Annotated in this window: 26 protein-coding genes; 22 read left to right on the forward strand and 4 right to left on the reverse strand. The window is 69.9% G+C overall.

Annotation, left to right across the window (positions count from 1 at the left end):
* Entirely contained in the window at positions 1-792 is a 792-nt protein-coding gene (gene map, locus TBIF_RS18400; RefSeq protein WP_024796219.1) for a type I methionyl aminopeptidase, read from the forward strand.
* 78 nt (positions 793-870) lie between these two features.
* On the opposite strand, the gene dtd is transcribed toward map, so the two are convergent.
* A complete protein-coding gene (gene dtd, locus TBIF_RS18405; RefSeq protein WP_024796220.1) occupies positions 871-1,305 on the reverse strand; it encodes a D-aminoacyl-tRNA deacylase in 435 nt (144 codons plus the stop codon).
* On the reverse strand, positions 1,302-1,766 hold the full coding sequence (locus tag TBIF_RS18410; RefSeq protein WP_024796221.1) for a hypothetical protein: 465 nt from the start codon (positions 1,764-1,766) through the stop codon (positions 1,302-1,304). The genes dtd and TBIF_RS18410 overlap by 4 nt, the downstream gene beginning before the upstream one ends.
* 301 nt (positions 1,767-2,067) lie before the next feature.
* Between TBIF_RS18410 and infA the strand changes: the two genes are divergently transcribed.
* From infA to glmM, 12 genes are all read left to right on the forward strand, one after another.
* Positions 2,068-2,289, forward strand: a complete 222-nt coding sequence (infA, locus tag TBIF_RS18415; protein WP_024796222.1) for a translation initiation factor IF-1 — start codon at positions 2,068-2,070, stop codon at positions 2,287-2,289.
* 103 nt (positions 2,290-2,392) lie between these two features.
* Complete coding sequence (gene rpmJ, locus TBIF_RS18420) at positions 2,393-2,506, forward strand: 50S ribosomal protein L36 (protein WP_024796223.1); 114 nt, start codon at positions 2,393-2,395, stop codon at positions 2,504-2,506.
* 179 nt (positions 2,507-2,685) lie between these two features.
* Positions 2,686-3,060 (forward strand): 30S ribosomal protein S13, encoded by a 375-nt coding sequence (gene rpsM, locus TBIF_RS18425; protein WP_024796224.1) that lies wholly within the window; start codon positions 2,686-2,688, stop codon positions 3,058-3,060.
* A 3-nt stretch (positions 3,061-3,063) separates the two neighbouring features.
* Entirely contained in the window at positions 3,064-3,471 is a 408-nt protein-coding gene (rpsK, locus tag TBIF_RS18430) for a 30S ribosomal protein S11 (RefSeq protein ID WP_024796225.1), read from the forward strand.
* Positions 3,472-3,492: 21 nt separating this feature from the next.
* Entirely contained in the window at positions 3,493-4,098 is a 606-nt protein-coding gene (rpsD, locus tag TBIF_RS18435) for a 30S ribosomal protein S4 (RefSeq protein ID WP_024796226.1), read from the forward strand.
* Between the two features lie 107 nt (positions 4,099-4,205).
* On the forward strand, positions 4,206-5,261 hold the full coding sequence (locus TBIF_RS18440) for a DNA-directed RNA polymerase subunit alpha (protein ID WP_024796227.1): 1,056 nt from the start codon (positions 4,206-4,208) through the stop codon (positions 5,259-5,261).
* Positions 5,262-5,319: 58 nt separating this feature from the next.
* A complete protein-coding gene (rplQ, locus tag TBIF_RS18445; RefSeq protein ID WP_024796228.1) occupies positions 5,320-5,865 on the forward strand; it encodes a 50S ribosomal protein L17 in 546 nt (181 codons plus the stop codon).
* 72 nt (positions 5,866-5,937) lie between these two features.
* Positions 5,938-6,798 carry a tRNA pseudouridine(38-40) synthase TruA gene (truA, locus tag TBIF_RS18450; RefSeq protein ID WP_024796229.1) on the forward strand — a complete coding sequence of 287 codons (861 nt, stop codon included), beginning with the start codon at positions 5,938-5,940 and terminating at the stop codon, positions 6,796-6,798.
* Positions 6,788-7,618, forward strand: coding sequence for a hypothetical protein (locus TBIF_RS18455; RefSeq protein WP_038171809.1), 831 nt, complete (start codon positions 6,788-6,790; stop codon positions 7,616-7,618). Before truA ends, TBIF_RS18455 begins: the two co-directional genes overlap by 11 nt.
* Before the next feature lie 468 nt (positions 7,619-8,086).
* The gene (gene rplM, locus TBIF_RS18460) at positions 8,087-8,530 is read left to right on the forward strand and encodes a 50S ribosomal protein L13 (protein ID WP_024796231.1); all 444 of its coding nucleotides are present in this window, start codon (positions 8,087-8,089) and stop codon (positions 8,528-8,530) included.
* Positions 8,527-9,075, forward strand: a complete 549-nt coding sequence (rpsI, locus tag TBIF_RS18465) for a 30S ribosomal protein S9 (protein WP_038171811.1) — start codon at positions 8,527-8,529, stop codon at positions 9,073-9,075. The genes rplM and rpsI overlap by 4 nt, the downstream gene beginning before the upstream one ends.
* A gap of 144 nt (positions 9,076-9,219) precedes the next feature.
* Positions 9,220-10,584, forward strand: a complete 1,365-nt coding sequence (gene glmM, locus TBIF_RS18470; RefSeq protein WP_024796233.1) for a phosphoglucosamine mutase — start codon at positions 9,220-9,222, stop codon at positions 10,582-10,584.
* A 307-nt stretch (positions 10,585-10,891) separates the two neighbouring features.
* Here the strand turns inward: glmM and TBIF_RS18475 are convergent, their stop codons facing one another.
* A complete protein-coding gene (locus TBIF_RS18475) occupies positions 10,892-11,767 on the reverse strand; it encodes a poly(ethylene terephthalate) hydrolase family protein (protein ID WP_024796234.1) in 876 nt (291 codons plus the stop codon).
* Between the two features lie 96 nt (positions 11,768-11,863).
* Between TBIF_RS18475 and glmS the strand changes: the two genes are divergently transcribed.
* From glmS to tsaD, 7 genes are read left to right on the forward strand one after another with little or no spacing between them, the layout of a single operon-like run.
* Complete coding sequence (gene glmS / locus TBIF_RS18480; protein WP_024796235.1) at positions 11,864-13,729, forward strand: glutamine--fructose-6-phosphate transaminase (isomerizing); 1,866 nt, start codon at positions 11,864-11,866, stop codon at positions 13,727-13,729.
* A 10-nt stretch (positions 13,730-13,739) separates the two neighbouring features.
* On the forward strand, positions 13,740-15,203 hold the full coding sequence (locus TBIF_RS18485; protein ID WP_024796236.1) for an NAD(P)H-hydrate dehydratase: 1,464 nt from the start codon (positions 13,740-13,742) through the stop codon (positions 15,201-15,203).
* 2 nt (positions 15,204-15,205) lie between these two features.
* The gene (gene alr / locus TBIF_RS18490) at positions 15,206-16,345 is read left to right on the forward strand and encodes an alanine racemase (RefSeq protein ID WP_024796237.1); all 1,140 of its coding nucleotides are present in this window, start codon (positions 15,206-15,208) and stop codon (positions 16,343-16,345) included.
* Positions 16,342-16,782, forward strand: coding sequence for a tRNA (adenosine(37)-N6)-threonylcarbamoyltransferase complex ATPase subunit type 1 TsaE (gene tsaE / locus TBIF_RS18495; protein ID WP_024796238.1), 441 nt, complete (start codon positions 16,342-16,344; stop codon positions 16,780-16,782). The genes alr and tsaE overlap by 4 nt, the downstream gene beginning before the upstream one ends.
* Before the next feature lie 22 nt (positions 16,783-16,804).
* Positions 16,805-17,503, forward strand: coding sequence for a tRNA (adenosine(37)-N6)-threonylcarbamoyltransferase complex dimerization subunit type 1 TsaB (tsaB, locus tag TBIF_RS18500; RefSeq protein WP_024796239.1), 699 nt, complete (start codon positions 16,805-16,807; stop codon positions 17,501-17,503).
* Entirely contained in the window at positions 17,500-17,985 is a 486-nt protein-coding gene (rimI, locus tag TBIF_RS18505; RefSeq protein WP_024796240.1) for a ribosomal protein S18-alanine N-acetyltransferase, read from the forward strand. Before tsaB ends, rimI begins: the two co-directional genes overlap by 4 nt.
* Complete coding sequence (gene tsaD, locus TBIF_RS18510; RefSeq protein ID WP_024796241.1) at positions 17,982-19,025, forward strand: tRNA (adenosine(37)-N6)-threonylcarbamoyltransferase complex transferase subunit TsaD; 1,044 nt, start codon at positions 17,982-17,984, stop codon at positions 19,023-19,025. Before rimI ends, tsaD begins: the two co-directional genes overlap by 4 nt.
* Before the next feature lie 4 nt (positions 19,026-19,029).
* On the opposite strand, the gene TBIF_RS18515 is transcribed toward tsaD, so the two are convergent.
* A complete protein-coding gene (locus TBIF_RS18515) occupies positions 19,030-20,784 on the reverse strand; it encodes a TIGR03767 family metallophosphoesterase (protein WP_024796242.1) in 1,755 nt (584 codons plus the stop codon).
* Positions 20,785-21,041: 257 nt separating this feature from the next.
* Between TBIF_RS18515 and groES the strand changes: the two genes are divergently transcribed.
* The gene (gene groES, locus TBIF_RS18520; protein ID WP_024796243.1) at positions 21,042-21,344 is read left to right on the forward strand and encodes a co-chaperone GroES; all 303 of its coding nucleotides are present in this window, start codon (positions 21,042-21,044) and stop codon (positions 21,342-21,344) included.
* A gap of 95 nt (positions 21,345-21,439) precedes the next feature.
* A complete protein-coding gene (gene groL / locus TBIF_RS18525; protein WP_024796244.1) occupies positions 21,440-23,050 on the forward strand; it encodes a chaperonin GroEL in 1,611 nt (536 codons plus the stop codon).
* Positions 23,051-23,076: the final 26 nt, after the last annotated feature.

Consider the following 23,076-nt stretch of genomic DNA (forward strand, 5'->3'; position numbering starts at 1 on the left):
ATGGGCTTTATCAAGAAGAAGGTCGTGCCGTTCCGCTCCGCGGGCGAGCTCGACGCGATGGCGGCCGCCGGCGCGATTGTCGGCGCCGCCCTCGTAGCGGTGCGCGACGCGGCCAAGCCCGGCGTGAGCACGCTGGAGCTGGACGCGATCGCCGAGGCCGTCATTAGGGACGCGGCGGCTGTGCCCTCGTTCCTCGGCTACCACGGGTTCACCGGCTCGATCTGCTCGTCCATCAACGACGTCGTGGTGCATGGCATTCCGTCCGCCACCGACGTGCTGGGGGAGGGCGACCTGCTCTCGATCGACTGCGGCGCGATCCTCGATGGCTGGCACGGCGACTCCGCCTGGACCTTCGGGATCGGCGAGATCACCGCGGCCGAGAAGGAATTGAACGAGGCGACAGAGCTTTCTCTGCTTGCCGGCATCGAGGCGATGCTCGACGGCAGCCGGCTCACCGACATCTCACATGCCATCGAGCTGGGCACCCTCGCGGCCGGCAAGCGCCACAAGCGCACGTACGGCATCGTCGACGGCTACGGCGGGCACGGCATCGGCCGCGAGATGCACATGGACCCGTTCCTATCCAACGAGGGCGCGCCCGGCAAGGGGCCACGGCTGGTGGTCGGCTCAGTGCTGGCGATCGAGCCGATGCTCACGCTGGGCACGGACCAGACAACCGTGCTCGATGACGGCTGGACCGTCATCACGGACGACAAGACCAAGGCGTCCCATTGGGAGCACACCGTGGCGGTCACCGCAGACGGCCCCAGGATCTTGACCGTGCGGCCGTAGCAGCCACACCTGAGCTCGTCGATGCCGTCCCCCGCATGCCGGGGACGGCATCGTCGTCCCCGGGGCCTGGCGCGGCTGCTAGACGTCCACGATGACCGTCACGGGCCCGTCGTTGACCAGGCTGACGCTCATGTCCGCGCCAAAGCGTCCCGTCTCCACCTGCGCGCCAAGCTCCCGCAGCCGATCGATCACCGCCTGCACCAGGGCCTCTGCCACGGCCCCGGGCGCCGCCTGGTTCCAGGATGGGCGCCGGCCCTTGGCCGTGTTGGCGTACAGCGTGAACTGGCTGATCACCAACAACGGCGCGGCACAGTCCGAGGCAGAGCGCTCGCCGTCGAGGATGCGCAGGCGCCACACCTTCTCGGCCAGTGCCTTGGCCGTCGCAGCGTCGTCGCCGTGCGTGACGCCGACCAGCACCACAAGGCCCTGCCCAGGGGCGGGGGAGATGGCTCCCAGCACCTCGCCGGCCACGCTCACGGACGCGGCGGTGACGCGTTGGAGCACCGCCCTCATCGCTGCACGCCGGGGACCGCTTGCGTGTCGAGCCGGGTGGCTGGCTTGCCTGGCTCGCGTCGCCAGCGGTCCCCGCGGACGTCGGTGAAGAGCACGGTGGGGATCTGGGCGGAATCGCCGTGGGCGGCGGGCAGCCGCGTCTCGCCCGGCACCACGAAGGGTGCCTGGAGGGTCTCGGTGACCGGCTCTGCGGTGGGGGAGGGGCCCGGCGGCGCCGAGTGGTAGATGATGTCGACGTCGTGGATGGGATGGCCGGAGCCATTGGCCACGATCAGCTCGCCGCCTGTGAACCAGGCGGTGACCCGGTCGACATGCTCACGTCTGGCGCGGTGGCGGTCCTCCAGCTCCCTGGCCAGGCGGTGGCGACGTTCCTTGTGTATCTGGAGGAAGCCGATGCCGAACGCGGCGACGGTGCCGATCGAGCCAGTCCAGGTGGCAAGATCTCCATAACGTTGGGGCAAGGTGACTCCACAATCTCAAGCCGGCCGTCGGGCATGGCGGCCAGCGGTCCGAATGGGACTCCATCTCAGCCGATCCCCTCCGGTCCGGCAAGCTGCAGCACTGTTTTCGTCTCTGGCCATATGCGGTGTATGCTGGTCGATTGGTGCGTACTGAGCGCCGGTTGGAGGCCGTCTACGGTCGCTCGCCGACACGATAGACACAGCAGTGTGCGCCACCAACCAGGTAGACGAGTAGGCGTCAGGTGCCAGCTCCCCGGACCGTGAGGTCTGGGCGCGGACCTACGCCAGGATCGCGGAGGACATGGCCAAGAAGGAAGGCGCCATCGAGGTCGAGGGACGTGTGGTCGAGCCACTGCCCAACGCAATGTTTCGCGTTGAGCTGGAAAACGGACACAAGGTTCTCGCCCACATCAGTGGCAAAATGCGGCAGCACTACATCCGCATTCTGCCCGAGGACCGCGTGGTGGTGGAACTTTCGCCCTACGACCTCACACGTGGGCGGATTGTCTACCGCTACAAGTAGAGACTTCCTCGACCGATCCCGGTCGAGGGAAACAGTTCCACTCCGTTGAGCGCAGCTAGCTGCGCCACAAGGAGGGGACGCGACTTCAGGAGATTAGACAGACGTGAAGGTGCAACCGAGCGTCAAGAAGATCTGCGAGAAGTGCAAGGTGATTCGGCGTCATGGCCGGGTCATGGTGATCTGCGAGAACCAGCGTCACAAGCAGCGTCAGGGTTAACCAGAGCGCACCGGCCACCGCACTAACGCGATCGGCTTGCCAGCGATAGGCATTTACAAAGAAGACCTCCCAGCGCCATCCACTCGATACGCGAGTGGTGCACCCCCGGACCGGAGGCCGGGGCCCCATATGGGGGACGGGCTGGGAGCAGACCTCCGCACACCGAATAGGAATGCCACATGGCACGTCTCTCAGGTGTAGATCTTCCTCGCGAGAAGCGAATGGAGATTGCACTTACTTACATCTACGGCATCGGGCGTACCCGATCCAAAGAGATCCTCGATGCAACCGGCGTGAGCCCGGACCTGCGTAGCAAGGATCTCACCGACGAGGACATCGTCAAGCTCCGTGAATACATTGAGACCTCCCTGAAGGTTGAGGGCGACCTGCGCCGTGAGGTGCAGGCCGACATCCGCCGGAAGATGGAGATTGGCTGCTACCAGGGCCTGCGGCACCGCCGTGGTCTGCCCGTGCGTGGCCAGCGCACCAAGACCAACGCGCGCACCCGCAAGGGCCCGAAGAAGACCATCGCCGGCAAGAAGAAGGCCAGGTAAGCAATGCCACCCAAGTCACGCAGCACTGGCCCCAAGAAGGCCACCCGTCGCAGGGAAAAGAAGAACGTCCCGCACGGCCACGCGCATATCAAGAGCACGTTCAGCAACACGATCGTCTCGATCACCGATCCCCAGGGCAACGTCGTCGCCTGGGCGTCCTCGGGACATGTCGGCTTCAAGGGCTCGCGCAAGTCGACCCCGTTCGCCGCCCAGCTCGCCGCCGAGAGCGCTGCCCGCAAGGCGCAGGAGCACGGCGTCAAGAAGGTCGACGTCTTCGTCAAGGGACCCGGCTCCGGTCGTGAGACCGCGATCCGTTCGCTCCAGGCCGCTGGCCTGGAGGTCGGCACCATCTCCGATGTCACCCCCCAGCCGCACAATGGCTGCCGTCCGCCCAAGCGGCGTCGGGTCTAGCGGGAAAGGAAAGCATAAACAATGGCACGTTATACCGGCCCCATTACCCGCAAGTCGCGTCGTCTGCGCGTCGACCTCGTCGGAGGCGACCAGGCTTTTGAGCGTCGTCCGTATCCGCCCGGCCAGCACGGCCGCGCGCGGATCAAGGAGAGCGAGTACCTGCTCCAGCTGCAGGAGAAGCAGAAGGCTCGCTTCACCTACGGCGTCATGGAGAAGCAGTTCCGCCGCTACTACGCCGAGGCCGCAAGCCGCCCCGGCAAGACCGGTGAAGTCCTGCTGATCCTGCTCGAGAGCCGTCTCGACAACGTTGTCTACCGTTCGGGCCTGGCCCGCACGCGTCGACAGGCACGTCAGCTCGTTAGCCACGGGCACTTCCTGGTGAACAACCAGAAGGTGAACATCCCCAGCTACCGCGTCTCCCAGTACGACATCATTGATGTCAAGGAGAAGTCGCTGACCACGCTGCCGTTCCAGGTCGCTCGCGAGACCCAGGGCGACCGCCCGGTCCCGAGCTGGCTGCAGGTCGTCGGTTCGCGTCTCCGGGTGCTGGTCCACCAGCTGCCCGAGCGCTCGCAGATCGACGTTCCGATGCAGGAACAGCTCATCGTCGAGTTCTACTCGAAGTAGTAGCACCCGTCCACCGTTCGGCGCCGACGCCCCAGTGCGGCGGCGCCGAACGGTGGAGGCATCACGAGGACGTCAAATAGTGGACGTCCAAACAGGAGGAACACCTAATGCTTATCTCGCAGCGACCCGTATTGACCGAAGAGGTCATCGCTGACGACCGCTCGAAGTTCGTCATCGAGCCGTTGGAGCCCGGTTTCGGGTACACGCTTGGCAACTCGCTTCGTCGCACGCTGCTGTCGTCCATTCCGGGCGCGGCGGTGACCAGCATCCGTATTGACGGCGTGCTGCACGAATTCACCACCATCCCCGGTGTGAAGGAAGACGTCACCGAGATCATCCTCAACCTCAAGGGCCTCGTCGTGAGCTCCGAAGAGGACGAGCCGGTCACCATGTATGTCCGCATGCAGGGCCCGGGCGTTGTCACCGCGGGGGACATTGTTCCTCCCAGTGGCGTTGCCGTGCACAACCCGGATCTGCACATCGCGACCCTGAACGACAAGGGCAAGCTCGAGATCGAGCTGGTCGTCGAGCGCGGTCGTGGCTATGTGCCTGCGATTCAGAACAAGGACGCTGGCGCGGAGATCGGCCGTATCCCGGTCGACTCCATCTACTCGCCGGTGCTCAAGGTGACCTACAAGGTCGAGGCCACTCGTGTGGAACAGCGCACGGACTTCGACCGCCTGATCCTGGACGTCGAGACGAAGAACTCGATCGTTCCCCGTGATGCACTCGCCTCGGCCGGCAAGACGCTGGTCGAACTGTTCGGTTTGGCGCAGGAGCTCAACTTCGAGGCCGAGGGCATTGAGATCGGGCCCTCCCCCGTCGAGGCGGATCACATTGCCGCGTACTCGCTGCCGATCGAGGAGCTGAACCTCGCGGTGCGCTCGTACAACTGCTTCAAGCGCGAGGGTGTGTTCACCGTCGGCGAGCTGGTTGGCCGGAGTGAATCCGACCTGCTGGACATTCGCAACTTCGGTCAGAAGTCCATCAACGAGGTCAAGGTCGCCCTTGCCGCGCTGGGCTTGGCGCTGAAGGACAGCCCCCCCGGGTTCGATCCGGCCTCCATCGCCGGCTATGACCCCGAGACCGGCACCTGGACCGACACCGACGCCGACGACGGCACCGGTGACGAGCAGGACTTCGCCGAAACTGAACAGCTGTAATTAGTCTTCACCCGGAGCGTCCGCGCGGCGGTTCGGGGTCCATACAAGGAGCACTCAAATGCCAAAGCCCACCAAGGGTGCCCGTCTCGGCGGGTCGGCTTCGCACCAGAAGGCCATTCTGGCCAATCTGGCCAGTGCACTCTTCGAGCACGGTCGTATCAAGACGACCGAGTCGAAGGCCAAGCGTCTGCGTCCCTACGCGGAAAAGCTGGTCACGCACGCTAAGGCTGGCACGCTGGCCAGCCGTCGCGAGGTCATGAAGCACCTGAACGACAAGGACGTTGTCCACAAGCTGTTCGCCGAGATCGGTCCGCACTTCGCGGAGCGTGACGGTGGATACCTCCGCATCATCAAGACGGTGCCGCGCAAGGGCGATAACGCCCCGATGGCGGTTATCGAGCTGGTGCAGGAGCAGACCGTGTCCTCCGAGGCGGACCGCGCACGTCGCGTGGCCGCGTCGCAGGCGGACAACCCGGTCGAGGAGGTGGTGGCCGAGGCCACCGCCGACGAGGTCGAGAACGCCGACGCCGTGGTCGACGCCATCGAAGAAGAGAACGCCACAGCCGCGGACGCGGCTGAGGGCGAAGACGCCAAGAAGGACTAGTCTTCCTTGGCGCCTGCGCACGATTTGTCGAGCGAGCCCGTCTCCCCGCAAGGGGATGGCGGGCTCGCTCGCTTGCGTCTCGATATTGCCTATGACGGCACCGACTTCTCCGGCTGGGCCACCCAGCCGGGCCTGCGCACCGTGTGCGGGGTCCTCGAGGAGGGCTTCTCCACCGTGCTGCGCACCCCCGTGCGCCTGACGGTCGCCGGCCGCACCGACGCCGGAGTCCACGCGACGGCGCAGGCGGCGCACGTCGACGTGCCGATCGACGCGGTGCCCGACGGGGACCCCGGCCGGCTCGTGCGGCGGATGGCCCGCTTTCTGCCCCTCGACGTCCGGGTCCTCGCCATCTCGTGGGCGCACCCTGATTTCGACGCTCGATTCTCCGCCTACCGCCGCCACTACGCGTACCGCGTCGCCACCGCCGCCTATGGCGCGATGCCGGCGCGGACCCGTGACACGGCGTCGTTCCCCGGGGCGGTCGACCTCAACAAGATGCGGGCGGGCTCCCAGGCGTTGCTGGGACTCCATGATTTCGCCGCGTTCTGCCGCCGCCGCGAGGGTGCGACGACGGTCCGCGAGCTGCAGCGCTTCGACTGGGTCCCAGACGACGGCGACCCCTCCGTGCTCACCGCCCACGTCAGCGCCGACGCGTTCTGCTGGTCCATGGTGCGCAGTCTGGTGGGCGCCGCGATGGCCGTCGGGCAGGGCAAGCGCCCGGTCAGCTGGTTGAGCGGCCTACTGGCTGAGCGCGAGCGGACCAGCTCGATCTCCGTCGCGCCCGCGAAGGGCCTGAGCCTGGTAGGTGTCGACTACCCTCCGGACTCCGAGCTCGCGCAGCGCAACCTGCGGACGATGGACCGGCGCGCCGCGATTGATCCGGGGGGCGCCGGGCCCGGGCTGGTCCCGGGTGGGGACTGCTGTGCCGGGTGAGGGCCCCATAGGCGGCCCGAGCTTCGTCGCCCTCGACCTGACCCGCGCGGACCTGCGCGGCTATCGGGACGGCGCGGTCCGCAGAATGCCCGCCGCGGTGTTCGGCGACGACTCAGGGGGCCTCGCGTTCGGGGATGCGGCGCTGAGCCGCGGACACGCCGCGCCCGCAGGCGTCGAGACCTGCCTGCTGGATTGGGTGGACGATCAACACCTGGCGCTGGGCGCGCGGCTGTACGAGGTCGAGCACCTTCTCCGAGCGCTGCTGGAGCACGCGGTGCGTGGGCTGGGCGGACTGGTTGGCGGGGCGCCGACGCCGGACTTGCTGGTGGTGACTGTCCCCGAGTACTGGGGCGGGCCGCGGCGCGGCGTCCTCGAGCGGGGCGCGGCTGGCCTGGCCCACCGGGTGGAGCTCGTCTCCTCGTCAACCGCGATCCTGGCTGGCGCCCTCGCGGACTTCCCCGACTCCGACCTCCGGAAGGTTGTCGTCGCGGAGCAGGAGCGCGAACGGGCGGTGGCCTATGTGGTGGCCAACCCCACCCAGCTGCTGCCCGCTGAGCGGGAGGGCTCGGCCCTGCCGCTCGTGGTCCATGACGGCCCGCCCAGCGACGACGCCGCCGGCGTGGCGGCCCTGTGGAGCCTGGTGGGCAGAGCCGCGGGGCAGGGGCTGGCGGCGAGCACGGTCGTGATCGCGCCGCGCGGTGTCCGGGAGCTGCCCGCAGAGCTCTGGCGGAAGGCGCCCGCGCAGGTGCGGATAGTCGACGGGGACTGTGCTCTGCGCGGTGCGGTGGTGCTCGCGCAGCGAGTATCAGGCCTGGTCTAGGCCCGCTGCGCAGCTGCCGAAAACTAAGTGTGAACTCAGGGGAACCGTCCGCGTGATCGGGGCGTCGTAGTAGTTGTGGGGGGAAGTTCGGGCAGCGACCCCGGGGGGGGTGGTCCGAACACAGTGGGGGACAGGGGGGGCAAGAAAAGAGGGGGGCGGCCGGGCGCGGTTGTCGCCGGGTTGGAGGGACCGGCGACTGCAGGGGCGCTCGGCAACAGATGGCGCGGACACTGGATGGGAGGATCCAGCGTCCGCGCCATCTTCGCGTTGGGGCGGCCGGTCTGGGCTTCGCTTTGACTAGGGGGCGTTGGAATCGGTAAGCTGCATCGTTGGTGTGTGCTTCCGTGCGAAGTCCGGTTCTGCCGGTCCTATCGCGGGGAAGGCCTCGGGTCTCAACCGGCCGCCGGGGGTTAAGAAGTTCGCACATCGTTTGGCCGGCAGCACGATTGATTTAGACGAGGAATCTCTGTGTCTACGTACACCCCGAAGGCCGGTGACCTGACCCATGAGTGGTATGTCATCGACGCCACTGATGTGGTGCTCGGCCGCCTAGCCGTGCAGGCAGCCACGCTGCTGCGCGGCAAGCACAAGCCCACCTACGCCCCGCACATGGATGGCGGCGACTACGTCGTCATCATCAACGCCGAGAAGGTTCACCTCTCCGGCAACAAGCTGGCGGACAAGCGCACCTACCGCCACTCCGGCTACCCCGGCGGCCTGAGCTCGCGCACCGCAGGCGAGATCCTGGCGAAGACCGCCGATCGCCTCGTTGAGACCGCGATCAAGGGCATGCTCCCGCACACCAAGCTCGGCAACGCGATGGCGTCCAAGCTCAAGGTGTACGCAGGCCCGAACCATCCCCACACCGCGCAGCAGCCGGTGCCTTTCGAGATCAAGCAGGTGGCACAGTGACCACGCCGGAAGAGCAGAACGTGACCGAGAACTTGGAAGTTTCCATCGGCGAGAGCGTCGAGGCGGCCGCGGCCGTGGAGGCTGTCGAGGTCGTCGAGGAGACCCTCGAGATCGCAGCGGAGGAGCCGGAAGCGGCCCGCCCCGCGCCGATCGTCTTCGATCGCCCGATTCAGACCGTCGGCCGCCGCAAGGAGGCTGTCGCTCGCGTCCGCCTCATGCCCGGCACCGGCGTGTTCACGCTGAACGGCCGCACCATGGAGGATTACTTCCCCAACAAGGTGCACCAGCAGCTGATCAAGGCGCCGCTGGTCCTCGTTGACCGCGCGGAGCAGTTCGACGTGTTCGTGCGCCTGCACGGCGGCGGCCCGTCCGGCCAGGCCGGCGCGCTGCGTCTGGGCATCGCCCGTGCGCTGCTCGAGGTCTCGGCCGAGGAGCGCGGCGTGCTCAAGGCCGCTGGCTTCCTGACGCGTGACGCGCGTGCGGTCGAGCGTAAGAAGTACGGCCTGAAGAAGGCACGTAAGGCTTCGCAGTACTCGAAGCGCTGATGTAGCGTCCCCGCCCGGGCTTGTGCCTGGGCGGCGGCGTGTTTGCACTACCCGCAAGCGGGCGTCCAGCGACACCGGACGCCCGCTTGCGGCATTCTCTGCACGGGCAGATAGCAGGATGAGCACAGGGGAAGGCCGGTCGACATGTCACGACTCTTTGGTACCGATGGGGTGCGAGGCGAGGCGAATTCGTACTTGACGGCCGAGCTCGCGCTGTTGATCGCCGAGGCGGCCGCGTTGGTTCTGGCCAAGCCCGCCGCTGGCAGGTCGGCCGGGCACAAGCCCGTCGCCGTGGTCGGTCGGGACCCCCGCGCTAGCGGCGAGATGCTGGAGGCCGCGGTCAGCGCGGGGTTGGCAGCGTGCGGAGTCGACGTGCTCCTCGTGGGCGTGGTGCCGACGCCGGCTGTCGCCTATCTGACCGCCGTGTACGAGGCAGACCTGGGCGTGATGATCTCCGCCTCCCACAATGCGATGCCCGATAACGGCATCAAGATCTTCGGCCCCGGCGGCCACAAGCTCGGCGACGGCGTCGAGGACCAGATCGAGGAACTGCTGCACCCGGACGGCGCGGACGCCCGGCGCGCACGGCGTCCCGTCGGCGCGCAGATCGGGCGGGTGCGCCACGCGCACGAGGCGCTTGGCCGGTACCTGGAGCACCTGGCGACCTCGTCGACGCGGTCTCTCGCCGGCGTGACCGTCGTGGTCGACTGCGCCAACGGGGCCGCGCATCGCGCCGGGCCCCTGGCCTACCGCGCGGCCGGCGCCACCGTTATCTCGATCCATGACGAGCCGGACGGGCTCAACATCAACGACAAGTGCGGGTCCACGCACCTGGAGGACCTGCAGCGCGCGGTGGTCGAGCAGGGGGCAGACCTGGGCCTGGCACACGACGGCGACGCGGACCGCTGCCTCGCAGTCGACGCGGCGGGCAACGTGATCGACGGCGACGTGATCATGGCTATCCTCGCGATCGCGATGAACGAGGCGGGCGAGCTCGCGGAGAACACCCTCGTGGCCACCGTGATGAGCAATCTCGGCCTGCACATCGCGATGCGGGCGGCCGGCATCGAGGTCCGCACCACCGGTGTCGGGGATCGCTACGTGCTGGAGGAGCTGCGGGCCGGGGAGTTCAGCCTTGGCGGCGAGCAATCCGGGCACGTGGTGCTGCCTGCCTTCGGCACAACGGGCGACGGCGTCCTGACCGGTCTGCGGCTGATGGCGCGGATGGCGCAGACGGGGTCCACGCTCGCGGAGCTGGGCTCCGTGCTGACGGTGCTGCCGCAGGTGCTGATCAACGTGGGCGGGGTGGACAAGAATGCCGTCGCGGATTCGGTCGCGGTCGCGGACGCGGTCGTCGGCGCGGAGGGGGAGCTCGGCGCCGCGGGCCGGGTGCTGCTGCGCCCGTCGGGCACCGAGCCGGTGGTCCGGGTGATGGTGGAGGCCGCGGACACGGCGACGGCGCAGCGGATCGCGGAGTCGCTGGCCGCGGTGGTCGCCGGGGCCAGGTAGCCAGGCCAGACAACGGGGGTGGGGGATGACCACGGACAATGCGCATATAGGGCGGGAACACGGGCATGCCGGCGCCGCGATCTATGACCGGGCGAGGCGGCTTATCGCCAACGGGGCTTTCGGCGAGCCCGGACGGCAAGCCCGTCCAGGGAGCGTGCCGGCGCCGCCGACTTCGGCGCCAGCGCCCGTGCGATCGGTCATCAAGCGACCCATGTCCCAGCCGTTGGCAGCACCGGACCCGGATGAGGACTTAGAGTTCCTCGACGGCCGGTGGACCTCCGAGGGCTGGTAGCGCGGACCCGAGCGGTCAGCGCAGCGAGAGCACGGTGCGCACCAGGCCCGTGGGCTTCTGCTCCAGCGGCTCTGCCAGGGATTCCTGGGCCACGGGCAGGCTGCCGGCGAGCTCGGTCTCGGCATCGGCGAACACGGCGTAGGCCTTATCGCCCGTGAGCTGGTGCAGCAGGTAGCCGGTCAGCAGCGCGCGCACGGCCAGCTGGGTCTTGCGCTCGCTGGCGGGGAGCCCGAGGAACCCGGCCCAGCGGCGGCCCTCGACCAGGCCCTCCTCGGTGGCGGCGGGCAGGACCCGGGTTCGGGCCTCGCCGCCCCAGCTCTGCGCGAGCGCGACGGCGTCTGCGGCGGCGAGGGTGTCGGTGCCGGGCGCGGCCACGATGAGCGCGGGCGCGGTGATGCCGGGGGCGATGCCCTCGGCCGGCGGGTCGACGGGCGCGGGGAACAGTGCGGCGACGGCGGCGAGCGTGCCCCCCGCGGCTGTCCGCTCGCTGGCGGCCAGCACCGCGGCACCGGCCCCGAAACCGTGCCCGGCCAGGGCCAGGCGGCTGGGATGGACGCTGATATTGCCGTCGCGGCCCAGGCGCACGCTGGCGCAGATGTCGAGGGTGGCCGTCAGATCCGCGGCGAGCTCGCGCGCTGACGGCAGGAGCCCGCGTTGGGTGGCGGGGGCGGCCGCGACAATGCCCCAGGAGGCGAGGTGCGCCAGCGTCTCGAGGTAGTGCTGGGGTCCATTGAGCCAGCCGTGCCCGAAGGCGACGGCCGGTAGGCCGAGGCCGGACTCCGGGGTGCAGACGACGCCGGGCAGGCCCGCGAAGGCTAGATCGCCGCGCAACACCCGGTGGGGGCCGCGTCGGGACAGATTCCGGACCAGGTTCTTGGGTTTTGGTGCCACACGTGAACGATAGCCGGTGCCGACCCCCGCCGCGGGGACCCGCCTTGGGTTGTCTGCCAGGGGGCGGGCCGGAGTGAGCAAGTACTCTTGGAGGCTATGTGTGGAATTGTGGGATACGTCGGCCACCGTCCAGCGCTCGGCGTTGTGGTGGAGGCCCTGCGACGGATGGAATATCGGGGATATGACTCGGCCGGTGTGGCCATCTTGGGCGAGGACGGAAAGCTTGCGGTAGAGCGCCGCGCGGGTAGCCCGCAGGTCTTGGTGGACGCGTTGGCGGACCATGACCCGGCGGAGTTCGCCGGCACCGCGGGCATCGGCCATACCCGCTGGGCCACCCACGGCCGGCCCACGGATCGCAATGCGCATCCGCATCGGGACGCCACCGGCGAGTTCGCCGTGGTCCACAACGGCATCATCGAGAACTTCATCCCGCTGCGCGCGGAGCTCGAGGCCGCTGGCATCGAGCTGGAGAGCGACACCGACAGCGAGGTCGCGGCGCACCTGGTGGCCCTGGCCTACGCCGAGGGGCCGACGGCCGGCGACTTCGTCGCCAGCGTGCGCTCGGTGCTGCAGCGCCTAGAGGGCGCGTTCACCCTGGTCTTCGCGCACGCCGGCCACCCCGACACCATCGTCGCGGCCCGCCGCTCTACCCCGCTGGTGATCGGCGTCGGCGAGGGCGAGATGTTCCTCGGCTCGGACGTGGCGGCGTTCATCGAGCACACCCGCGAGGCCGTCGAGCTGGGCCAGGACCAGGTCGTCGTGATCACGGCCGACGGCTATAAGGTCACCGACTTCTTCGGCGGCGAGGACGTGGAGATCCGCCCGTTCACCATCGACTGGGACCTCAAGGCCGCGGAGAAGGGCGGCTACAACTACTTCATGCTCAAGGAGATCCAGGAGCAGCCCCAGGCCGTCGCGGAGACGCTGATGGGCCACCTCGTCGACGGCGAGATCATCCTGGACGAGCAACGCCTGTCCGCGCAGGATCTGCGCGATATCGACAAGGTCTTCGTCGTCGCCTGTGGCACGGCCTATCACTCCGGCCTCGTCGCGAAATACGCCATCGAGCACTGGACCCGCCTGCCCGTCGAGGTCGAGCTCGCCAGCGAGTTCCGCTACCGCGACCCGGTCCTCGGCCAGAACACGCTGGTCGTCGCGATCTCCCAGTCCGGCGAGACCGCCGACACCCTCGAGGCCGTCCGGCACGCCAAGGACCAGGGGGCGCGGGTCCTCGCGGTGTGCAACACCAACGGCGCTCAGATCCCGCGCGAGGCCGACGCGGTCCTCTACACCCGGGCGGGACCGGAGATTGGCGTCGCCTCGACCAAGTGCTTCCTGGCACAGGTCACAGCGAACTACCTCGTCGGGCTCGCCCTGGCGCAGGCGCGCGGCACCAAGTACCAGGACGAGATCATGCGTGAGTTCGCCGAGCTCGAGGCGATGCCCGAGCTGATCGAGAAGGTCCTCGGGACCCTTGATCCGGTGCGCGCGCTGGCCCGCGAGCTCAAGGACTCCCCGGCTGTGCTGTTCGTCGGCCGCCACGTGGGCTACCCGGTGGCCCTGGAAGGCGCGCTCAAGCTCAAGGAGCTCGCGTACATGCACGCCGAGGGCTTCGCCGCCGGCGAGCTCAAGCACGGCCCGATCGCGCTGCTCGAGGACGGGCTGCCCGTCTTCGTGGTGATGCCGTCGCCGAAGGGCCGCGCGGTGCTGCACTCGAAGATGCTCAGCAACATCCGGGAGATCCAGGCCCGTGGCGCGCGCACCATCGTCATCGCCGAGGAGGGCGACGAGTTGGTGCGGCCGTTCGCGGATCACTTGATCGAGATCCCGGCCTGCCCCACACTGCTGCAGCCGCTGCTCTCCACGGTGCCGCTGCAGGCGTTCGCGGCGGAGCTGGCGGAGGCCAAGGGCTACGACGTGGACAAGCCCCGCAACCTCGCGAAAGCCGTTGTGGTCGAGTAGGACCCGCGCGATGCGTGAATTTCACTCCGTGGCGGCCGTCCGCGCGTCTGAGGCCCCGCTGCTGGCGGCCCTGCCCGACGGCGTCCTCATGCGCCGCGCGGCGCATGGGCTCGCGCGCGTGGTCGCGGCCGAGCTCAAGGGACGCGTCGGCGGGGTAGCCGGCCGGGCGGTCGGACTGCTCGTCGGCTCCGGCGACAACGGCGGCGACGCGCTGTGGGCGGGCGCCATGCTGCGCGGCCGCGGCGTCGCCGTCACCGCGGTGCTGCTCGACCCCGCGCGGGCCCATCACGCGGGCCTGACGGCGCTGCTCGCCGCGGGCGGCCGCATAGTGGACCGGCTGCCGGCGGTGGACCTCGTCCTCGACGGCATCGTGGGCATCTCCGGCCGAGGGCCGCTACGCCCGGCCGCGGCGGAGCTGGTCTCCCAGGTGCGCGCGCCGATCATCGCGGTGGACCTGCCCAGCGGTGTGGACCCGGACACCGGCACCACATCGGGGCCGGCGGTGCGCGCCGCGGTCACCGTCGCCTTCGGCGCGCTCAAGCCCGTGCACGCGCTTGCCGCGGACCGCTGCGGCCGGGTGGAGTTGATCGACATCGGGCTGGCCCTGCCCGCGCCGGAGCTCACCGCGCTCGGGGCGGCCGATGCCGGCGCGCTCTGGCCGGTACCCGGGCCGGACGACGATAAGTACTCGCAGGGCGTCACGGGGATCATCGCCGGCTCGCACACCTATCCGGGCGCCGCGATCCTGTGCGCGGGCGCGGCGGTGGCCGCCACGTCGGGCATGGTCCGCTACGTCGGCACCGGCCGCACGGAAGTCCTGACGGCCTGGCCGGAGATCGTGGCGACGGAGCGGCTCGCGGACGCGGCCCGGGTGCAGGCCTGGGTGGTCGGGCCCGGTATGGGGGTCGACGCCGCTGCTGGGGAGCTGCTGCGGACGGTGCTGGCCACGGACCTGCCGGTGCTGGTGGACGCGGACGGGCTGACCCTGTTGGCGGCGAACCCCCAGTGGGCGCGGGCACGACGGGCCCCGACGCTGCTCACCCCGCACGCCGGGGAGTTCGCGCGGCTCGCCCGGCCCCATCCCGAGGTGCCCAGCCCCGTCGCGGACCGGGTGGGCGCGGCGCGGGCGCTGGCCGCGGACCTTGGCGTGAGCGTTCTGTTGAAGGGCCGCGCCACCGTCATCGCGGACCCGGATGGTCAGGTCCGCGTCAACGAGGCTGGCGGCTCGTGGGAGTCCACGGCGGGCTCGGGGGACATCCTGGCGGGACTTATCGGCGCGCTGCTCGCGGCGGGACTGGACCCGCTCCGGGCGGCCGCGGCGGGAGCGCGCGTGCACTCGCGGGCGGCGGAACTGGCGGCGCTGGGCGGCACGGCCGTCGGCGCCCCCATCTCCGCGTCGGCCATGCTCGCACAGGTGCGTCCGGCGGTGCGGGCCGTTCGGGCGGCGGCCAGCGCGCAGTGGCAGAATTGGTAGCCATGACGTCCGCCGACCAGCAAGCGCTAGCGACAATCGACCTCGAGGCCATCGCCCACAACGTGGGGGTGGTGCGCGAGTGCTCGCCCGGCGTGCCGATCATGGCCGTGGTCAAGGCCGACGGCTACGGGCACGGCGCGGTGCGGGTGGCGCGGGCGATGCTGGCCGCGGGCGTGCGCGAGTTCGGCGTCTGCACCCTCGAAGAGGCCCTCGAGCTGCGCGGTGCGGGCATCGCAGCGCCCATCTTGTCCTGGCTGCACTCCGCGGGCGCCGATTTCGGCCCCGCCCTGGCCGCGGGCATCGAGCTGGCCATCCCGACCCCCGCACACCTGGCGGGGATCGTCGCGGCGGCGCAGGCTGTCGGCACCGTCGCCGTCGTCTCGGTCAAGGTGGACACCGGCCTCAACCGCAACGGGGTCACCGTGCAGGAGTGGCCCGAGTTGCTGGCGCGGCTCGTGGAGGCCGAGGCCGAGGGCACCGTGCGGGTGCGCGGTATCTTCACCCACTTCGCCCGGGCGGACGAGCCCGACCACCCCGTGATCGAGCTCCAGGCCGAGCGGCTGCGCAAGATCGCGGCGGAAGCCCGCGCGGCGGGGCTGGCGCCCGCGGTGGTCCACGCGGCCAACTCCGCGGCCTCGTTGACCCGGCCCGACCTCGCCTTCGACATGGTGCGACCCGGCATCGCGCTCTACGGCCTCTCGCCCATGCCCGAGGTGGGCGATTTCGGACTGCGGCCCGTGATGCGGGTCTCCGGGCGCCTGGTCCGGGTCAAAAAGGTCGCCGCAGGCGAGGGCGTGTCCTATGGGCACACATGGACGACGCCGCAGGACACCGTCGTGGGCATCGTGCCCCTCGGCTATGCGGACGGGGTGCCGCGGGTGCTGAGCGGCAAGTTCGACGTCCTCATCAACGGGGAGCTGCGCCCCGCGGTGGGCCGGGTCTGCATGGACCAGTTCGTGGTGGACCTGGGGCTCGAGACGACGGCGGCGCCGGGTGACGAGGCCGTCCTCTTCGGCGACCCGCGCCGCGGCGAGCCGCACGCGCAAGCGTGGGCGGACCAGCTGGGGACCATCCACTACGAGGTGGTCACCGGCATCAAGGGCCGGGTCGAGCGCCACTACCTTGGAGGGCCAGAACTGTGACGAGCAGCCGATCCTTGGCGAGCGCCGAGGACACCGAGGACTTCGGCCGCGCGCTCGCCGCGGAGCTCACGCGCGGGGACCTGGTCATCCTGGACGGGCCGTTGGGCGCGGGCAAGACTGTCTTGGCGCGGGGGATCGCGGCCGGCTTGGGCGTGCAGGGGCCGGTGACCTCGCCCACCTACGTCATCGCCCGCGAGCACCCGGCCGGCGACGGCCAGCTGGCGATGGTGCATATGGACGCGTACCGGCTGGGCGCGGGGCCGCATGCACTGGACGAGCTGGACGCACTGGACCTCGACACCGAGCTCACCGAGGCCGTCGTGGTCGTCGAGTGGGGCGAGGGCTTGGTGGAACGGCTTGCGGACCGGCACCTGCTGATCCGCCTGCGACGCGACCCCGACACCGATATCCGCACCGCCGAATGGGGCTGGCACTAATTCGCCAGTAGAATCGGCGATCGTGCTCGTACTCGCAGTGGATACCTCGACCCCCGCCGTCACCGCCGGCCTCGTCCGCCTCGGCGCGGACGGCGCCGCGCACACCCTGGCCGTGCGCCGCACCGTGGACTCCCGCGCGCACGCCGAGGTGCTGACCCCACAGATCATGGCGTGCCTCGCAGAGGCCGGTGCCGTCGCCGCGGACCTCGCCGCGGTGGTGGTCGGCGCAGGTCCCGGCCCGTTCACCGGGCTGCGCGTGGGCATGGTCACCGCGGCGTCCTTCGGCGACGCCCTCGGCATCCCCGTGCACGGCATCTGCAGCCTCGACGCGATCGCGCAGCAGGTATTCGCCCAGGAGGGCGTGGAGCCGGGCGAGCTGCTGGTGGTCACCGACGCGCGCCGACGCGAGATCTACTGGGCGCGCTACCGCGCTGGCGTGCGCGTCGACGGGCCGGCCGTCATCGCCCCCGCCGAGCTCGACCCGGCCAGCGCGGACACCGTCGCCGGATCACCCGAGCACGCCGCGCTGTTCGCCCTGCCAGTCCACGACGCCCCGAGCCCCGAACCCGCCGCGATGGTCGCCGTCGCGGCCGCCGCGCTGCTGTCCGGCTCGGACCCCGAGCCGCTGATTCCGCTGTATCTGCGCCGGCCCGACGCCACCGAGCCCCAACCCCGAAAGCCCAAGGCTGAAGCCAAGCCCGCCGCGCAGGCCGCCGGATGACGGTGGAGTTGGGGCCGCTGCTGCGCACCGACTCGGACCGGTGCGCGCAGCTGGAGGTCGAGCTCTTCCCCGGCGAGAGCCCCTGGCCGGCGGCCGCGTTCCGCGAGGAGCTGCGGGCCTCGCACAACCACTACTTCGCGGCGCGCGAGGATGGCGAGTTGCTCGGCTATGCCGGCATCTCCGCGCTCGGCGGCGCCGACTATCCCGAGGCCGAGGTCCACACCATCGGCGTCGACCCGCGCGCACAGGGCCGCGGCATCGGCCGGTTGCTCTTGGCCGCGATGCTCACGGTGGCCGACGCCCGCGGCGGGCCCGTGTTCCTGGACGTGCGCTGGGACAACCTCCCGGCGATCGGGCTGTACGAGAGCGCGGGGTTCACCCGCGTGGGCGTGCGTAAGAACTATTACCAGCCGGCCGGCGCGGACGCGTATGTCATGCGCCGCGAGGCATTGAACGCGAATCTAGAGGAGAACCCGTCATGATCGTCATGGGCATCGAGAGCTCCTGCGATGAGACCGGGGTCGGCGTCGTGCGCCTGCACACCGACGGCCCCCGCGCCGGCGAGCTGGACCTGCTTGCCGACGAGGTCGCCTCCAGCGTCGACGAGCACGCGCGCTTCGGCGGTGTCGTCCCCGAGATCGCGTCGCGCGCGCACCTCGAGGCGATGGTCCCGACCATGCGCCGCGCCCTGGCCGCCGCCGGCATCGACAAGCCCGACGCGATCGCGGCCACCATCGGACCAGGGCTCGCGGGCGCGCTGCTGGTGGGCGCCTCGGCGGCGAAGGCGTATTCGGCGGCCTGGGGAGTGCCGTTCTATGGGATCAACCACCTGGGCTCGCACGTCGCCGTCGACACCCTGGAGAACGGGCCGATGCCGCCGTGCGTCGTGCTCCTGGTCTCCGGCGGGCACACCCAACTGCTGCAGGTGTCCACGCTGGGGGAGCCGATCATCGAGCTCGGCTCCACCGTCGACGACGCCGCCGGCGAGGCCTATGACAAGGTCGCCCGCCTCCTCGACATCGGCTACCCGGGCGGCCCCGTGCTGGACAAGCTGGCGCAGACCGGCGACCCCAAGGCGATCAAGTTCCCGCGCGGCATGACCGGCAGCCGCGACGCCCGCCACGCGTTCTCGTTCTCGGGCCTGAAGACCGCGGTGGCCCGGCACGTGGAGAAGTGCGAGCGGGACGGCGTGGCCTACTCGCCCGCCGATGTGGCCGCCAGCTTCCAGGAGGCCGTCGCGGACGTGCTCACGATGAAGGCCGTCCGAGCCTGCCAGGACGCCGGGGTGACGACGCTCGTCATCGGTGGGGGCGTGGCCGCGAACTCGCGGTTGCGGGCCCTCGCCGAACAGCGCTGCGCCGCCGCCGGCATCACGCTGCGGGTGCCCAGCCCGCGGCTGTGCACGGACAACGGCGTGATGGTCGCCGCGCTGGGCGCGCACCTGATCCACGCTGGCGCGCAGCCCTCGCCGCTGACGGTGTCGACAAACCCGGGCCTGTCTGTGAGCGTCAGCCAGCCCTGAACGCCTAGCGCAGCGGGGACGCGAGCAGCAGCTCGACGTTCTGGGCCTCCGGCGTGCCGAGGCGGTCGGGGTCCGTGTTGACGTCGTTGAACGCCAGCTCCCGGTACAGCGAGGCCAGCCCGTGCTGGGAGAGGTCCGAGTAGTCGCTCGCGTACGGGGCGTCGGCCTCGATGAGCGTGGCCAGCAGCGAGAGGGTGCCGTCGTTGTTGTCGGCGATCTCGATGATGCGGGCCTGCTGCGGGAAGTCGATGTGGGAGGCCGTGTTGATCTCCCAGAAGCCCTGCTCCGGGGTGGGGCCGGCGTGCGGGAAGATCCGGTTGTCATGCGTGTGCCCGTTGACCCAGGCGCACACGTTGGGGAAGCGCTTGAGCAGGGCGATGAGCTCCGCGCCGGAGTGGCGGGACTCGAGGGGATTCTCGGGGTCCGGGAGCAGCGTGTCCATGGTGTCGGAAGTGTGGTGGCTGAACAGCACGAAGAGGGTGTCCTCGCGCTGCTGGGAGGTCATCCCGCCATCGGTTCCGTAGTAGCGGCTGCTGCCGGCGACGAGGGTGTCCTCGATCCACCGGAGCTGCGCCGCGCCCAACGAGCCGTCGACGAAGCCCGCGCGATTGGTCGAGTCCATGCTGATGCCGACGACGCCGGGGGAGATGTCGAAGCTGTAGTAGCCGGCGCCGGTCTCGACCGACTCGGCGGTGAAGCCGTGCCCGTGCGGCCCGGGGCCGGTGGCGCCGTCCTGCAGGTGCGCGGCCATGAACTCGCGCGGGGTGAACGGCGCGCGTCGGGCATCGGGGGTGACGATCCAACCGAAGTCCGTCAGGCCCGTGAGCAGCGCGGGGACCGCGGCGGGGTCGTTGCGCATCGCCTGGGCGATCGCGTCGGCGTCGGCCTGGGTGGATGGGATGCCGAGCTTGAGGTTGCTGGTGTACAGCGCGGTGATGGGGCCGATGCCGCTGGGTGCGGTGCCGAGCACGCTGTCGTCGTGGTTGCCGAACACCGAGTACCACGGGATGTCGAGGCCGGGGCTCGAGATCGGGGCCAGGGCCGCCCTGAGGAAGCCCTCGATCACGGGGAAGCCGGCGTCGTCGAACATGCCAGGGGTGCGCTGCTCTGGGTTCCAGTACAGGCCTACTCCGGAGTCCTGGGTCCCCTCGTAGCGGTCGGGATCGCCGGTGTTGGGCGTGAGCGCGCCGCCATTCATGGTGGTGAGCAGCCACTCGAGCTCGATGTGCTCGTGGTTGTCGGTGTTGTCGCCGGTGGTGACCACGGCGTCGAACGCCCGCCCGGTGATGGGGCCGCGGCGGAGCTGGTTGATCCGGTTGACGAGCGAGACCAGGCCCTGCGTCGTGAGCGTGTCCTGGGGGCGCGACGCGGAGCCGATCAGCGGGTGCACGAACTCCACGCGCACGGGGGACTGGGCATCGAGGATGTGCATGTCTGTCATCTGCACAATCGACGACAAGCACCGACGGGTGTTGGCGCGCCCAGGCTTCGCCGCGGCGAGCTCGGTGCGCACGATCACGGGCCAGCCCGCGCCGGCGGTGAGCTTGCGGTAGCCGGTGCTCCCCAGTGGCACCGCGACCTGTTCCAGGGTGGTGCCGGCGATGGTCCCGGCGACCGTGTCCGCGGAGGCGACGGCGGGGGCCCAGAAGCCGCCGCCGAGCTGGCCAGAGGCCATCGCGCCCACCGCGTTGAGGCCGATGGCGCCGCCGATACCGATGCCCGCGGCGCCGAGGAACTTCCTGCGATTGATTCCAGTCACAAGCCAAAGAGTAGGTGACCCGTCCGACTTTGTGGGGCAGGTCATGCCGATAGGCAGTTTGGCCGGGCTTGCGGCTAAGGGTTGAGAGCTGGCACTCGCATGTATAGAGTGCTAGTTGGCACTGATGCAGTCTCGGCTCCCGCGACGACGATACTGCGCCATGGGCCACTGAGCTAGGCACCACCACACTGCTTCATACATCCAGCCCTGGAACTTAGGTTCCGGGCGCACAGACCCCTGAAAGTTGAGGGCTAATCGTGGCGAGCGTGAACATTAAGCCGCTCGAGGACCGGATCCTCGTCAAGGCAAACGAAGCTGAGACGACCACCGCCTCCGGCCTCGTCATCCCCGACACGGCGAAGGAAAAGCCCCAAGAGGGCACCGTCGTCGCAGTTGGACCGGGTCGCTGGGACGAGGATGGCGACAAGCGCATCCCCGTCGACGTCAGCGAGGGCGACGTTGTCGTCTACAGCAAGTACGGCGGCACCGAGATCAGCCACCAGGGCCAGGACTACCTGATCCTGTCGGCGCGCGACGTCCTCGCGGTCGTTGGCAAGTAGCCAAAGGTTTTTCACGCCGCCCCGGGCTCCCGTCGTCTTCGACGGTCCCGGGGCGGCGTGCTATCACCCGCCGAGGCCAGTAGATAGAGGAGAACATGGCCAAGCAGATTGAGTTCAATGAGAAGGCCCGCCAGGCAATTGGGCGCGGCGTCGACCAGTTGACCGACGCGGTGAAGGTCACGCTCGGCCCGCGCGGCCGTTACGTGGTGCTCGCCAAGGCGTTCGGCGGCCCCACGGTCACCAACGACGGCGTGTCCATCGCCCGCGAGATCGACCTCGAGGACCCCTTCGAGAACCTCGGCGCGCAGCTCGTCAAGAGCGTCGCGACCAAGACCAATGATGTGGCCGGCGACGGCACCACCACCGCGACCGTCCTGGCACAGGCGATCATCGCCGGCGGCATGCGCAACCTCGCGGCCGGCGCGAACCCCATGGCCCTGGGTCGCGGCATCGACCGCGCCGCCGCGACCGTGTCGGACGCGCTGCTCGCCGCGGCCGTGCCTGTCGAGGGCAAGGCCGCCATCGCGCAGGTCGCCACCGTGTCCTCCCGGGACTCCGAGGTCGGCGAGATGGTCGGCCAGGCCATGACGGTGGTCGGCGTCGACGGCGTCGTCACCGTCGAGGAGTCCTCCACCATGGACACCGAGCTCGAGGTCACCGAGGGCGTCCAGTTCGACAAGGGCTACCTGTCGCCGTACTTCGTCACGGACTTCGACGAGCAGAAGGCGATCCTCGAGGACGCGTACGTCCTGCTCTTCCGCGAGAAGATCAGCGCGCTCGCGGACATTCTGCCGCTGCTGGAGAAGATTGCCGAGTCCGGCAAGCCGCTGCTGATCATCGCCGAGGACGTCGAGGGCGAGGCGCTCTCGACCCTGGCGGTCAACGCGCTCCGCAAGACCCTGAAGGCCGTCGCCGTGAAGGCGCCGTTCTTCGGCGACCGCCGCAAGGCGTTCCTCGACGATCTCGCGATCGTCACCGCCGGCCAGGTCATCACGGCCGACGTGGGCCTGTCACTGGCCACCACCGAGCTCGAGCAGCTCGGCCGGGTTCGCCGCATCGTGGTCTCGAAGTCCGACACGACCATTGTGGAAGGCGCGGGCAGCACGGAGGACATCGCCAAGCGCATCGCACAACTGCGCGGTGAGATCGAGAAGAGCGACTCCGACTGGGATCGCGAGAAGCTGCAGGAGCGGCTCGCCAAGCTCGGCGGCGGCGTGGCCGTCATCAAGGTCGGCGCGGCCACCGAGACCGAGCTCAAGGAGCGCAAGCACCGGGTCGAGGACGCGGTCGCAGCGGCCAAGGCCGCGGTCGAGGAGGGCATCGTCGCCGGTGGCGGCTCCGCCCTTATCGCGGCGGCCCGTGGGCTCGACGAGCTCGAGGCCACCGGTGACGAGGCCGTCGGCATCGCCGTGGTTCGCGCCGCGCTGAACGCCCCGCTGTTCTGGATCGCGGCCAACGCGGGCCAGGACGGGTCGGTCGTGGTCAGCAAGGTGTCCGAGATGGCAGTGGGCCACGGCTTCAACGCGGCGACGCTCGCCTACGGCGACCTCATCGCCGACGGTGTCGTGGACCCGGTCAAGGTGACGCGGTCGGCGGTTGTCAATGCGGCCTCGGTCGCGCGGATGGTCCTCACCACGGAGAGCGCCGTCGTCGACAAGCCGGTCGACGCGCCCGCGTTCGACGCGCACGCCGGTCACCAGCACTAAGAGGTACCGAATTGCGGCGGGGGGCG

It is taken from the genome of Tomitella biformata AHU 1821 (assembly GCF_000524475.1).
Taxonomy (GTDB): Bacteria; Actinomycetota; Actinomycetes; order Mycobacteriales; family Mycobacteriaceae; genus Tomitella; species Tomitella biformata.